A 13042-nucleotide genomic window follows, 5' to 3' on the forward strand; every position below is an offset into this window, starting at 1 on the left:
GTACAATCGGCGCCCCCCTGACAGCTTCGCGGAGAACGACCCAGTGAGCCGAACCCTAGTCCTGCTGCGCCACGGCCAGAGCGAGTGGAACCTGTCCAACCGGTTCACCGGCTGGGTCGACGTGGATCTGACCGAGCAGGGCCGCGCCGAGGCGGCCGCGGCCGGCAAGCTGATGAAGGACGAGGGCCTGAAGTTCGACGTGGCCTACACCTCGGTGCTCAAGCGTGCGATCCACACGCTGCAGGGCGCGCTGAAGGAGATGGATCAGGACTGGCTGCCGGTGCACAAGAGCTGGCGCCTGAACGAGCGTCACTACGGTGCGCTGCAGGGCCTGGACAAGGCCGAGACGGCGGCCAAGCACGGCGAGGAGCAGGTCAAGATCTGGCGCCGCTCCTACGACATCCCGCCGCCGCCGATGGAGGCGGCCGATCCGGGCCATCCGGCGCAGGACCGGCGTTACGCCATGCTCGACCGCAATGCGCTGCCGGCGACCGAGTCGCTGGCCACCACGCTGGAGCGGGTGCTGCCGTACTGGCACGACGCCATCGCGCCGGCGCTCAAGGACGGCAAGACGGTGCTGGTGACCGCGCACGGCAACTCGCTGCGCGCGCTGTACAAGTACCTCAACCACGTGAGCAAGGAAGAGATCCTGGAGCTCAACATCCCCACCGGCATCCCGCTGCTGTTCGAGCTGGACGACCAGCTGCAGGTCAAGTCCTTCCGCTATCTGGGCGACCCGGAGGCGGCCAAGCGTGCCGCCGAGGCGGTGGCCAATCAGGGCAAGGCCAAGTAATAGCGAGCGCGCCGCTGAGGCGGTAACCCAGGGTAAGGCCGGTAGTAGCGGTCCAGGGTGGGGCAGGTGGCAGCGGGGGCGACTTGGGTTGGCGACGCGGTCGTAAGCCAGGTTCTCCAGCAGGGTCTCTCCGCTTGATGCGGGGCGCGGCGGTTGCGCTTCGTGGCTTCGGAGGGGCAGCGGTCCGGCGGGCGGCGTCCGCTTTTCCCTCGGTCAGGGCATCCTGCCCTGACTCGGGCGCTCGGCTTCCTGCCTCGCTCGTCGCTGCCACCCCCCGCCGGCCCGCTGCCGCGCGCGTCGAGTGCAGGGGCTTCGTGTTGAAGAAGTCCTGATCTTTCGGGTCGCAGGTCTTGTTCGGCAGGGCGTCCACTTGTAGAGCGGAGCTTGCTCCGCTGCTTTTCGACCGGATCATCGGCAAGCCCCAGCGGAGCAAGCTCCGCTCTACAAGGATGCGCGGCTTGATCTGAGAGACAGTTGCTCCCACAGAAGCAGGGTTTCAGCGAAGGAGGCTCCCGCTGAGGCGCGAGCCTCGGGCCATCCCAAGAATCGGCCAGGGGGCTAGCAGAGGGTCAGCACTCAGCTGGGTCGAGGCGGTTGGGGAAGCCTGTTCAGACGCGTGCTGACCGGCCACGCGCTCTGGCGAAGCACAAAAAAAAACGGGCAACCCCCGTTGCCCGTTTCCAATGGTGAAACGCGAATCCGGTGGCGCGGCTGGTCAGGACCCTGCCAGCGCGCTCTTGCTTTGATCGAACGGAACATCGTCGCTGCCATAGGACGAGAGCAGGCGCTCGTACACGGCGTTGTTGAGCCGCTCGAACTCCCAGTCCTGGGTATTGCCATTCACGGAAAGCTGGTACAGGCCTTCGAGCAGGGTGAAATCGCTGGACGACACGCCCGCCACGCTGCCCGCCTCTTCGATCTGACTCATCGTACGTCCCCCTAGCTGATTCGTCGCTTGGTTCGTGGGGACTGCATATGCAGCTTCCGTGCCAAAATTCGACGCCGCGTGGCGGGGCGTCACGGGGCGGCATCCGCCTTCCAGGCGGCGCGAAAGTGACGCGCTGGGTCAGACCCTGCCATGCGCCGGTCTCACGCCGGGCGTGGCAGGCTGTGCATCCTCTCAGCCAAGGTCAGCGCCCCGTGCCCGACGTCCAACATGATCCCGCCGCCGGCAAGTTCTTCCTGGACAAGGACGGCCAGCAGGCCGCGTTGGAGTACCGCCGCCACGGGGCGCAGATGGTCATTACCCACACCTTCGTACCCGACGCGCTGCGCAATCGCGGCCTGGCCAGCGAGCTGGTGCGCGCGGCGCTGGACCTGGCCCGGAACGAGGGCCTGAAGGTCGTCCCGGTGTGCAGCTACAGCGCTGACTTCCTGCAGCGCCATCCCGAGTACGCCGATCTCCGGGCCTGAAGGCCCGCCCTGCAGGCCCGCGCGCCGCTACACTCCTGCCGTTTTTTGCAAGAAGGAATGACTTCCATGGGTACAGGAAAGACCATTGTCCCCGCACTGCTGGTGGCGGGCCTGCTGGCCGCATGCAGCCCGTCGTCGACACCGCCCCAGGCCAGCGCGCCGGCCAACGGCACGACACCCGCCAGCACCGCGCCTGCCGCGTCGGCACCGCCGGCCCAGGCCGCGCTGGCCGACGTAGCCGAATCCGACCCGCGCTATGTCATCGGCATCAGCTATCCGCCGCAGATCAACCAGTATCCGGGCCTGGCCAAGGCCGTCGGCGATTACGCCGGTGCCGCGCGCCAGGGGCTGATGGAGGCGGTGAAGGACCTCGGTCAGGAGAAGCCGACCGCGCCGTACGAGCTGTCGCTGGCCTTCGACATGGTCGCCAACACGCCCGAGGTGGTGGCGGTGTCTGGCAACGGCAGCCGCTACACCGGCGGGGCGCACGGCGAGCCGCTGGTGGCGCGCTTCACCTGGCTGCCGCAGCGGCAGACGCTGCTCACCACCCAGTCGCTGCTGACCCAGGGCAAGGGCCTGGAGGCGGTCAGCAGCTATGTACGCGAACAGCTGCACACCGCCGCCTCGCTGCGCAACGACGATCCCGGCATGTCGCCGGAGGACCGCGCCAGCCTGCTGCAGTCGGCCACCCAGATGATCGACGAGGGCACCGCGCCCAAGCTGGAGAACTTCAGCCTGTTCCAGCCGGTGATGAATGCGGACGGCAAGATCACCGCGCTGCGGTTCGTCTTCCCGCCGTATCAGGTCGGGCCGTACTCGGACGGCACCCAGACCGTGGACGTGCCCGGGCAGGTGCTCGCGCCCTATCTGGCGCCGGAAGACGCGGGGCTGTTCGTCAAGTAAGGGGGAGGGCGGGCGCCGCGCTGCGGATCGCCCGCGCCGTTTGGGATCAGGCGGCCGCCTTGCGCGGCTTGCCGTAGAGCGCCCGCAGTTCGTCCTTGGCGCGCTCCAGGATGTCCAGCCGCTGCCGCGGCAGGGTGCTGCCGGCGCGGTTGATGTAGAAGACCAGCATCGACATGGCCGAGCGGAAGGGCGGCGCCTTGCGCCGGGTGCTGGCCTCGGCCGCACGCTTCAGCGCGTGGGCGATGTCCTTGGGGTCGTCCTGCTCGAAGACGCCGGGCTTGAGGTCCAGCGAATGGCTGGTTTCGGTGACGTGCTGTGACCAGCGGGGGTCCTGGTGATGCTCTTCTTCCTGGGATGGGTGGGCGTGTTTCAGCGTCATCATCGTCTTGCTCCTGTTCGCGCTCAGTCGGGGGATGCCGGGGCGCCGCAAATAGGACGCTATCGATGAGGACCTAAAGAAAATGCAAACTGACTGTTGCGAAAGTCTTTGCATTGCGTGGGGTTCCGAGGCACCGGTCCCATTTCGCGTTCTGCATCGCATCACAGGCCGGCATTCCGGGCGTGTTGACCGCGGCCCCGGACATCCCCATCTTGGGTTCACTCTTCCGTGCGAACGCCATGCCCGCCTTGTCCTTCCATCCCGCCGTCCAACGCTGGTTCGCCGGGGCGTTCCCGTCGCCGACGGAAGCCCAGGTCCAGGCGTGGCCGGCGATCCAGTCCGGCCGGCACACGCTGGTGGCCGCGCCGACCGGGTCGGGCAAGACGCTGACCGCCTTCCTGGCGGCGCTGGATGCGCTGGTGCGCGAGGGCGTGGCGGCCGGCGGCGCGCTGCCGGACGAAACCCGGGTGCTGTACGTCTCGCCGCTCAAGGCGCTGTCCAACGACATCCATCTGAATCTGGAAGCGCCGCTGGCCGGCATCCGCGCCGAACTGCACGCGCTGGCGCTGCCCGACGTGGCCATCCGCACCGCCGTGCGCACCGGCGACACCCCGCAACGCGAGCGCGCCGCCGCACGCAAGCTGCCGCCGCATGTGCTGGTGACCACGCCCGAGTCGCTGTACGTGCTGCTGGGCAGCGAATCGGGCCGCGCCTCCCTGCGCCACGTGCGCACCGTCATCGTCGACGAGATCCACGCGGTTGCCGCCAGCAAGCGCGGCAGCCACCTGGCGCTGTCGCTGGAGCGCCTGGCCCACCTGTGCCAGTCCCCACCGGTGCGCGTGGGCCTGTCGGCCACGCAGAAGCCGATCGAGGAAGTCGCGCGCTTCCTGGTCGGCAGCCGCCATGTGCACGGCGACACGCCGGACTGCGCCATCGTCGATATCGGCTACACGCGCCGGCGCGATCTGGCGCTGGAGCTGCCGCCCACGCCGCTGTCGGTGGTGCTGTCCGGCGACCAGCTGCAGCAGATCCACGAGCGCATCGCCGCCCTGGTGCGGGAGCACCGCACCACGCTGGTGTTCGTCAACACCCGGCGCATGGCCGAGCGCGTGACCCGGCATCTGGGCGAGCTGCTGGGCAAGGACGCGGTGGCCGCGCACCACGGCAGCCTGGCGCGCGAGGCGCGGCTGCTGGCCGAACAGCGCCTCAAGGCCGGCCAGCTGCAGGTGCTGGTGGCCACCGCCTCGCTGGAGCTGGGTCTGGATATCGGCGATGTGGACCTGGTCTGTCAGATCGGCTCGCCGCGCTCCATCGCCACCTTCCTGCAGCGCGCCGGGCGCTCCGGCCATGCGGTCGGCGGCACGCCCAAGGCGCGGCTGTTCCCGCAGTCGCGCGATGAGCTGGTCGAATGCGCCGCGCTGCTCGATGCCGTGCGGCGCGGCGAACTGGACGCACTCCGCCTGCTCGAGGCGCCGCGCGACGTGCTGGCCCAGCAGATCGTGGCGGAGACCGCCACCCAGGACTGGGACGAGGACGCCTTGTTCGACCTGGTGCGTGGCGCCTGGCCGTATGCGCGGCTGACGCGGGAGGCCTTCGACGCGGTGGTGCGCATGCTCTCCGAGGGCTTCGCCACCCGCAACGGCCAGCGCGCCGGCTACGTGCACCGCGATGCGGTCAACGGCCGCCTGCGCCAGCGCCGCGGCGCGCGCATGACGGCCCTGACCAGCGGCGGCACCATCCCCGAGACCGGCGACTACAGCGTGCTGCTGGAACCGCAGGCGCAGACCATCGGCACGGTCAACGAGGACTTCGCGGTCGAGAGCCTGGCCGGCGACGTGTTCCAGCTGGGCAACACCAGCTATCGCATCCTGCGCGTCGAGCCGGGCCGGGTGCGGGTGGAGGATGCGCGCGGCGCCGCGCCCAACATCCCGTTCTGGCTGGGCGAGGCGCCTGGCCGCACCGACGAACTGTCGCAGGCGGTCTCGCGCCTGCGCGCGGAGGTGGGCGAAGCGGCCGAGCAGGGCGGGCGCGAGGCCGTGCTCGCGCTGCTGCGCACGCAGCTGCGGCTCGACGCCGAGGCCGCGCGGCAGATCGCCGATTACCTGGTCGCCGCGGCGACCGCGCTGGGCGCGCTGCCGACCCAGCAGCAGCTGGTGATGGAGCGCTTCTTCGACGGCAGCGGCGGCACCCAGCTGGTCATCCACAGCCCCTACGGCAGTCGGCTCAACCGCGCCTGGGGCCTGGCGCTGCGCAAGCGCTTCTGCCGCACCTTCAACTTCGAGCTGCAGGCGGCCGCGACCGAGGACGCCATCGTGCTGTCCCTGTCCACCAGCCACAGCTTCCCGCTGGAGGAGGTCTGGCACTACCTCAAGTCCGGCAGCGCGCTGGAGGTGCTGGTGCAGGCCCTGCTGGATGCGCCGCTGTTCGGCGTGCGCTGGCGCTGGAATGCGACCAACGCCCTGGCGCTGCCGCGCTTCACCGGCGGCCGCCGGACCGCGCCGCAGCTGCAGCGCATGAAGTCCGAGGATCTGCTGGCCACGGTCTTCCCCGACCAGGTCGCCTGCCTGGAGAACATCGTCGGCGAACGCGAAGTCCCCGACCATCCGCTGGTCGCGCAGACGCTGGAGGATTGCCTGCACGAGGCGATGGACGCGCAAGGCTGGCTGGCGCTGCTGCGGCGCATGGAAAGCGGCCAGGTGCGCCTGCTGGCGCGCGATCTGACCGGCCCCTCGCCGCTGGCGGCCGAGGCGCTCAACGCGCGGCCCTACGCCTTCCTGGATGACGCGCCGCTGGAGGAGCGCCGCACCCAGGCCGTGCAGTCGCGCCGCTACGGCGACCCGGAGACGGCCGACGACCTCGGCCGGCTCGATCCCGAAGCCATCGCCGCCGTGCGCGCCGAGGCCTGGCCGCAGGCGCGCGACGCCGACGAACTGCACGAGGCCTTGAGCGGCCTGGGCGTGCTGACGCCAGCGGAAATCCAGGCCAACCCCGGCTGGACCGGCTGGCTGCAGCAGCTGACGCAGGCCGGCCGCGCCGCGCTGCTGGTCGATGCGCAGGGCGCGCCGGGGCTGTGGATCGCCGCCGAGCGCCTGGCCCAGTTCGGCCCGCTCTACGCCGGCGCGGTTCCCGAGCCGGCCATCGCCGCGCCGCGCGGCTACGAAGTGGAGGACTGGCAGCCCGAGCCGGCCTTGCGCGAGCTGCTGCGCGCACGCCTGTCCGGATTCGGCCCGCTGCCGGCGGCCGTGATCGCGGCGGACCTGCAGCTGCCGCTGACCGAGGTGCAGGCCGGCCTGCTGGCCCTGCAGTCCGATGGCTTCGTCATCGCCGGTCGCTTCACGCCCGGTGCCGCGCAGGACGAGTGGTGCGAGCGCCACCTGCTGGCGCGCATCCATCGCTACACGCTGGGTCGACTGCGGCGCGAGATCGAGCCCGTCCCGGCGCGCGACTACGCGCGCTTCCTGTTCCGCTGGCAGCATCTGGATGCCGAATCGCGCGTGGCCGGCCCCGAGGCCCTGGCCGGCGTCCTGGCGCAGCTGGAAGGCTACGAGGCGCAGGCCGCGGTTTGGGAGCACGAACTGCTCACGGCGCGGGTGCGCGACTACGCGCCCTCGTGGCTGGACGAACTGTGCAGCGCCGGCCGCACCCTGTGGACGCGGCTGCGTCCGGCGCCTGGGGTGCTGTCGTCCGAGACCTCGTCCTCTGTCGGTTCGTCATCCCCGCGAAGGCGGGGATCCAGCGCCTTGCGCGCGAATGCGGGCAAGGCGCAAAGGCCGGCGACCGGCACCAGTCCGTCGCTGCGCGCCACACCCATCCTGCTGCTGCCGCGCCGCACCGCCGCCCATTGGACGCGGCTGGCGCCGCACGGCGAGGGCGAGGCCGCGCTGGGCTCGCGGGCGCAGCGGGTGGCCGACTATCTGGCGATGCACGGTGCCTCGTTCTTCGACGAGATCGCCGAGGGCACGCGGCTGCTGTCCACCGAACTGGAAGACGCACTGTCCGAACTGGTCGCCCGCGGCCGCGCGCACTGCGACAGCTTCGGCGGCCTGCGCGCCCTGCTGGTGCCGGCCTCCAAGCGCCCGTCCGCACTGTCGCGCAAGCGCCGGCGCGTGCCGCTGTTCGGCATCCAGGACGCGGGCCGCTGGGCGCTGGTGCGCAGCGCGCCGGAGGCCGAGGCCGACGATGCGCAGGCCCGCGCCCTGCAGGCCGAGGCCCGCACGTCCTCGGTCGAACACATCGCCCGCGTGCTGCTGCAGCGCTATGGCGTGGTCGCCTGGCGCCTGCTCGAACGCGAGGCCACCTGGCTGCCGCCCTGGCGCGAACTGTCCCGCGTCTACCAGCGCCTGGAAGCGCGTGGCGAGATCCGCGGCGGCCGCTTCATCGAAGGCCTGAGCGGCGAACAGTTCGCCCTGCCCGAAGCGATCGGCCTGCTGCGCGACACCCGCCGCCGCCCGCACGAGGGCAGCTTGCTGGCCCTCTCGGCCTGCGACCCCGCCAACCTGCTCGGCATCGTCCTGCCCGGCGAACGCATCCCGCGCGTGCCCGGCAACCGCGTGGTCTACCGCGACGGCGTGCCGATCGCGACCTGGGCCAGCGAGCGCTTCGAGGCGCTGGTCGAACTGGACGCCGATGCGCGCGCTGCGGCGCTGGCGCTGATGACCGGCACGGGTTCTGCGATTCAAAGCGGGAGATCTGGCGTAGCAGAAGGAGAGGTCGGATCGCTTCTCTCGATGCTCAACAAGCGAACCTGACCTCGCCTGTAGCGCCCACATCCCCGGCCTGAAACCGAGCCGCGAAGCGACGGCGGTTCGAGCGGCTATGCGGCGCTCCGGCTGGCCTCCTCCAGATGCAACAACGGGAATGGCAACCCTTGGGCATCCAAGGGGGAGCGGCCAGAGACGACAAACCCATTGGAGAGGTAAAACGCGACCGCGCGGGGATTCTGCTCGTTGACGTCTACCTTCAGGGCGCCTTTCAGTTTTCTCGCATGCTCAAGCATGACCTTTCCGCCACCCCGACGAAAGCTGGTGGGAGCAATAAACAATGCCTCCACCTTGTTATCGTCCAACCCCATGAAGCCGATCGGCGATGACGCCTCGTCGCACAGGATCCAGACTTCAAGACCCGGCAAGGCATGATCGCGCACGAGGGGAAGCAGCGATTGGATGTCTTGCTCCGACAGGAAGTCGTGCGACGCGCGCACCGATTCTTCCCAGATGCCAAGGAGCGATGGATGGTCTTCTGGCTGCGCTTTACGGATGTTCAATTTCGTAATGCCTTTTACGTACGGCAGGATCTCATCTAAAGGCTAACACTTGAGTGAGTCGTGCCGCGAAGCGGCGCCGGCTTGAATGAGTGGCGAGGCGAGTCCGGCAGTTGACCTGTGCCATATTTGCCGCTAGTTTGTGAAACTAGGTGCTCAACACACCTTATCCGCTAGCAGTGCCCGCGACTGAAACGCGGTTTTTTTGCGTCCATAGTTTCTATGGCCGAGTAGCGTCCAGTCATACAAGACCCGGCTTGCCGGGGAAAGCTGGGGGCCGTCTAGCGGCGGTGTTGAAGTACTCGGTCGCCCTCTCAACAAGGGCATTAATCAACGAACCGCTAGGAGGCCATCATGGCTGCTTTTACTCGTATCCTTCCCGCTCACCGTTTGCTGACGGTCGGTTACAGTCCCTACGCGCTCAAGCGCGATCACAGGCCGCCGCCACCCGCTGTTCCGTATCTGCGACTGCGAGGTCACTGGCTACGACAAGCGGGTTTTGCTGTGGGCCAAAAGGTGATGCTCCACATTGCTGATGGATGCATAACGATCATTCCAATCTCGTAAAAATGATCTGCAATGGCGGGTGGGCGAAGTATGCCTTGTCCATCCGCTTAGCGTGTGAGTTAAGTCGTGCCGCGAGGGGGCATCGGCTTGAGCGAATAGTCAGGCACCTCTAGCCTCTGCCGCTATAAGCGACCTAAGCTCCTCACACGCTCTCTCCAATTCGAGCTGCGCACTGGTGAATGGCGCGAGGTACACGTGCCCCGCATTTCCAGCGAGATAAGCAGCCTTATGATCGGAAATGACCATATTTACGTTCTCTCTGGCGGAAATGCAGCTTTGGTACGCGTCTCTAAGTCGGTGGCCGTAAACATTGACAATCATTTCGATGCGGCTAAAGTCCAAGCCAGATGCCTTGCCGTTTGAAATCACAGCGTCCAGGTACTGGTTGTAGTCAGTCCGTCCTTTCATGACAAGCGACAAATGAAGATTGTTGGAAAACATTGCCTGCAACCAATGACTGACAAGAATGTACAGCTCCTCTAGCCGCTCTTTAGCCTGCCTCTGTTGCTGGATCTGTCTCTCATGATCGATTTTAATCTTGAGTTGTTTGGTGTTTGAGCGGTTCGTTAGCCAAACACCAAACGTAGTGAGAAGCGAACCGAACAGAACGCCAAACAAGCCTACCCACGCTTCGGTGGGCACCTGCCTCGCCAGTTGTAGAACACTCGCCATGAGCTGCCTAACGCCCCAAATAAGCCGACTGGCGAAGCCAGTTCGGCTTGATTGAGTTCTTAGGCCAGAAGTGCCCAACGCAGGTCGCCGGCTGGGTGTGCGAGCTGATAGTTTGACTGCCTTGTGCTGAGTTCGATCCAGGGCTTGCCATTTTGTCCTTCCGTTGAGTTGACCTGCCAAGTGTCAGCTGGCGCGATGGTGGGTGCAATCGAGAGCGCCAAGCCACTTAACAAGACGCACGTCTAACACCAAAATTAAGCCGACCCGCGAAGCGGGTTTGGCTTGAATGAATTATTAGCTCTTTGCACTCAATTTGTGTCCATCAATGAGGCGTTGCAGTTGTCTCACAAATACCTGCGTGTCCAGGAAATAGTTTGGATAGGCCTTCCGGAGCGACTCAACAGGACCAGCCGAAACAAGCACAGCTTCAATCGGCTCGCCAGCCTTCGTTCTAGCTTCGATTGCTGCGTAGGCTACGTTTGCTTCCTCCAACCTCGCTACAGGAAATGGTCTGATTGTTACGGTGCGCTTGGTCGAGTCTAGCGTAATTAGATGATAGCCACCTTGACCACGCTCCGTGGTGATTCTGTCCGCCGCGATTGCGAAGCCGCTGAGCTTCTCAAGCACACGCAAGCGCTTCTCCGATTCGCGCAATCGCTGATGAATCTGGTGAGCAGAGCAGCTCTCAAAACCCGGGACTGGAGTCGTTTTCTCCAGGTCTGCCAATGCGGCGCCCGCAATGGAAAAGAACTCACGCCATTGATCTTCGCCCTGGCCAGACTTCAGTGCTTGGCCGAGAAAGGTGCCCATTGTTTCGACCGCTGTCGCCCAGGCATGTTGCATTCGAGTGCGAATCTGCAGTTCCAAGGAGAGCCCGTCGTAGTCTGGAACATTCGGGTTTGCGTACTTGTAGATCAGGTGAATGCCGCGATACCCATCGGCCTTTGGATCGGCAAGGTAATCCTTTGAGGAGACAAGCTCATGTAGAAACTTTGAATCCCTGTATGAATTTTCAAGCTTTCGTACGCGTGAGACGGACGACACAACCGCTCGAAGCCCGCCTATGTCTTGCATTCGGGCAAGCTTCATTCCCTCGAAGCGTCTAAGCTTCAAGACAATTGAAGGGGTTCGCTTAAGTCGCTGTGCCACAATGGCCTTTTCGTCAATGCCTTTCAATTTGGCTCGCAGCGTAGCTTGAAAGGTGTTGATCGGATATCCATGTGCAGCTCGGAAATTCGTAAGAGCCTCGTCGGCAAAGTGTCGTTCGCTGACAGAGGCAGAGTCCGATATCAGGATCTCTCCCGCTCTGTTGATCTGCTTCTTCGAATACTTCGGCTTTACAAACGACACGGGATTTTTCCTGATAAGCTAACGCTTGAATTAAGACGCAAAGCGAAGCGGCGCCGGCTTGAATGAATTGTTCGCCTTCTTACGCTGTGAAGTGGTCATACCAGGCTTTGACACCACTCGGAACGCTCGCAGGGTCAATCATTTGCAGAGCTTGTTTGAGCCGCTGCCGACATGAAGGAAGGTTGGCGACACGGCGGCCAAGGACCGATTGATTCGAGGATGCCAGTCTAACCATTGTAGCGACCTCCCTCGGAGAGAACGACTGGATAAGCTTTTCATAAGTTGCGGCAGCAGCCCACGAAACGCCATAGCCGTTACCAACGTAGCAGCAGGATATGGTTTGGACGAAGTGTTCCTGGACCGTCTCAGGAACCGCCCCTTGTTGAGAAATTTCGTAGAGGCGCTCTGCGAAGGGCGGCTCGTTGTAGAAATTGTTCATTCCGTTATGGGAATTCCACAGTCGCTCGGTGGCGCGAAAAAAAACAGCATGTTGCTCCGACTCGTTAAGGAGTGCGAGTAATCCGAGCTTTTCGAAGAATTGAACCGATGCAGTGTGCCGAGGCTCATCGCCCTTCGCTGCGTACTCACTATGCCTATTGACTAGATCGGAGCGTGTGGCTGCATTGAATGAGGTCTTTAGGTTCTCGCAGATGTCAAGCGAATTCAGCCTTGATGGCTCGGAAGCATTCGGGTCGCAATAAATCCCATGAACCATGCCCACAAGCAGTTGGCGTTGGGCGTCATGTGTTTCTTTGAGGCGCTGTACCCAGACTCCAAACTGGGTGGTCGTGAACCTTGCGCCTTTTATAGCCGCAATAAATGCACCGATATCTACGCCACGCGGTGAAGACGTGTCAGCAAGCGCATAACGCACACATCTATTTAAGAAGGTAACGAATTCCCTATCGTTAACCGAGCCAATCGTAGGATGAGCGGCAGAGTAGTTGTTTCTGACGTCGCGGCACTGATCGAGAAAGAAAAAGCCGTCCTCAGTAGTAAGGTTGAGCTTGAGGCAGAGATCGAGTAGTCGACTGTCCTGAAGTTCTAGCAGGTGCTTCTCTTCGAAGTCAGTTTGCAAGATCTGTGCAACTATGGGTAACCCAAAATTCTTGACCTTGTTTCTCAACTGAATTATTGCTGCATTCCAGGCATAGTTGATTGCACCGTCGAACAACCCGGTGCTGACTGCTACACACATGCGAGCAACTAGCGCATCGCGAAGCTCCGCTGGTATCTCACGAAGCTCTCGCGGTAGATCCCGCCATGCGTACGCGATCTCCTCGTCACTTGCCAGAACCGTTCTCGGGATGCCAAGCGAAGCCGTAAGTGCCGCTATTGCAGGTAGAACTGTCGCAGGCAGTGCCGGCAGTACTGGCTCATTTGGGCTTGGAATCATTGCCGACATGCATGGATCTCCAGAAGAAGGCTAACCATTTAATACGCCCCAATTCGGAGCATAAGCCGGATTCTGTGGTGGCAAGGCGCGGCTCGTCAATAATCGAATTTTCCGGCCGTCCAATCGCTTATCCGGGCGCTTCCTTTCAGGAGGAGGGGCGGGGAAGAGAAATAGGGGGCGGATAGACCCAAATCTATCTTAGAGCGGCGCGGAGAGCATGATATCCGGAAGGCATGCGATGCTTACAGGTGGCCGAGATATGCAGGGCGTTGGGCGCTTCGGCAGCGCACTGCCGGGAAAATGCGGGCC

Annotated in this window: 10 protein-coding genes; 4 read left to right on the plus strand and 6 right to left on the minus strand. The window is 64.5% G+C overall.

Features of this window, described 5'->3' with window-relative positions; all coding sequences use genetic code 11:
* Nucleotides 1–43 precede the first annotated feature (43 nt).
* Complete coding sequence (gene gpmA / locus WFQ05_RS02195) at nt 44–793, plus strand: 2,3-diphosphoglycerate-dependent phosphoglycerate mutase (protein WP_130518546.1); 750 nt, start codon at nt 44–46, stop codon at nt 791–793.
* A 715-nt stretch (nt 794–1508) separates the two neighbouring features.
* Here the strand turns inward: gpmA and WFQ05_RS02200 are convergent.
* Nucleotides 1509–1721 (minus strand): hypothetical protein, encoded by a 213-nt coding sequence (locus WFQ05_RS02200; RefSeq protein ID WP_130522494.1) that lies wholly within the window; start codon nt 1719–1721, stop codon nt 1509–1511.
* Nucleotides 1722–1933: 212 nt separating this feature from the next.
* Between WFQ05_RS02200 and WFQ05_RS02205 the strand changes: the two genes are divergently transcribed.
* Together WFQ05_RS02205 and WFQ05_RS02210 are read left to right on the plus strand one after the other, a co-directional pair.
* Nucleotides 1934–2206 (plus strand): GNAT family N-acetyltransferase, encoded by a 273-nt coding sequence (locus WFQ05_RS02205; RefSeq protein WP_337052432.1) that lies wholly within the window; start codon nt 1934–1936, stop codon nt 2204–2206.
* Nucleotides 2207–2272: 66 nt separating this feature from the next.
* Nucleotides 2273–3109 carry a DUF4163 domain-containing protein gene (locus tag WFQ05_RS02210; protein ID WP_337052433.1) on the plus strand — a complete coding sequence of 279 codons (837 nt, stop codon included), beginning with the start codon at nt 2273–2275 and terminating at the stop codon, nt 3107–3109.
* A 46-nt stretch (nt 3110–3155) separates the two neighbouring features.
* On the opposite strand, the gene WFQ05_RS02215 is transcribed toward WFQ05_RS02210, so the two are convergent.
* Nucleotides 3156–3491, minus strand: a complete 336-nt coding sequence (locus tag WFQ05_RS02215; protein WP_130518538.1) for a DUF3175 domain-containing protein — start codon at nt 3489–3491, stop codon at nt 3156–3158.
* 236 nt (nt 3492–3727) lie between these two features.
* On the opposite strand from WFQ05_RS02215, the gene WFQ05_RS02220 reads away from it, so the two are divergent.
* Nucleotides 3728–8236, plus strand: coding sequence for a DEAD/DEAH box helicase (locus tag WFQ05_RS02220; RefSeq protein ID WP_337052434.1), 4509 nt, complete (start codon nt 3728–3730; stop codon nt 8234–8236).
* 65 nt (nt 8237–8301) lie between these two features.
* Here WFQ05_RS02220 and WFQ05_RS02225 read toward each other — a convergent pair whose 3' ends face one another.
* The 4 genes from WFQ05_RS02225 to WFQ05_RS02240 form a co-directional block, all read right to left on the minus strand.
* Entirely contained in the window at nt 8302–8751 is a 450-nt protein-coding gene (locus WFQ05_RS02225; protein WP_337052436.1) for a GNAT family N-acetyltransferase, read from the minus strand.
* 663 nt (nt 8752–9414) lie between these two features.
* Nucleotides 9415–9957 carry a hypothetical protein gene (locus tag WFQ05_RS02230; RefSeq protein ID WP_337052437.1) on the minus strand — a complete coding sequence of 181 codons (543 nt, stop codon included), beginning with the start codon at nt 9955–9957 and terminating at the stop codon, nt 9415–9417.
* A gap of 324 nt (nt 9958–10281) precedes the next feature.
* On the minus strand, nt 10282–11337 hold the full coding sequence (locus tag WFQ05_RS02235) for a RelA/SpoT domain-containing protein (RefSeq protein ID WP_337052438.1): 1056 nt from the start codon (nt 11335–11337) through the stop codon (nt 10282–10284).
* 79 nt (nt 11338–11416) lie between these two features.
* Entirely contained in the window at nt 11417–12742 is a 1326-nt protein-coding gene (locus WFQ05_RS02240) for a hypothetical protein (RefSeq protein WP_337052439.1), read from the minus strand.
* Between the last annotated feature and the right edge of the window lie 300 nt (nt 12743–13042).

It is taken from the genome of Pseudoxanthomonas sp. USHLN014, assembly GCF_037153335.1.
Classification (GTDB): Bacteria; Pseudomonadota; Gammaproteobacteria; order Xanthomonadales; family Xanthomonadaceae; genus Pseudoxanthomonas_A; species Pseudoxanthomonas_A winnipegensis.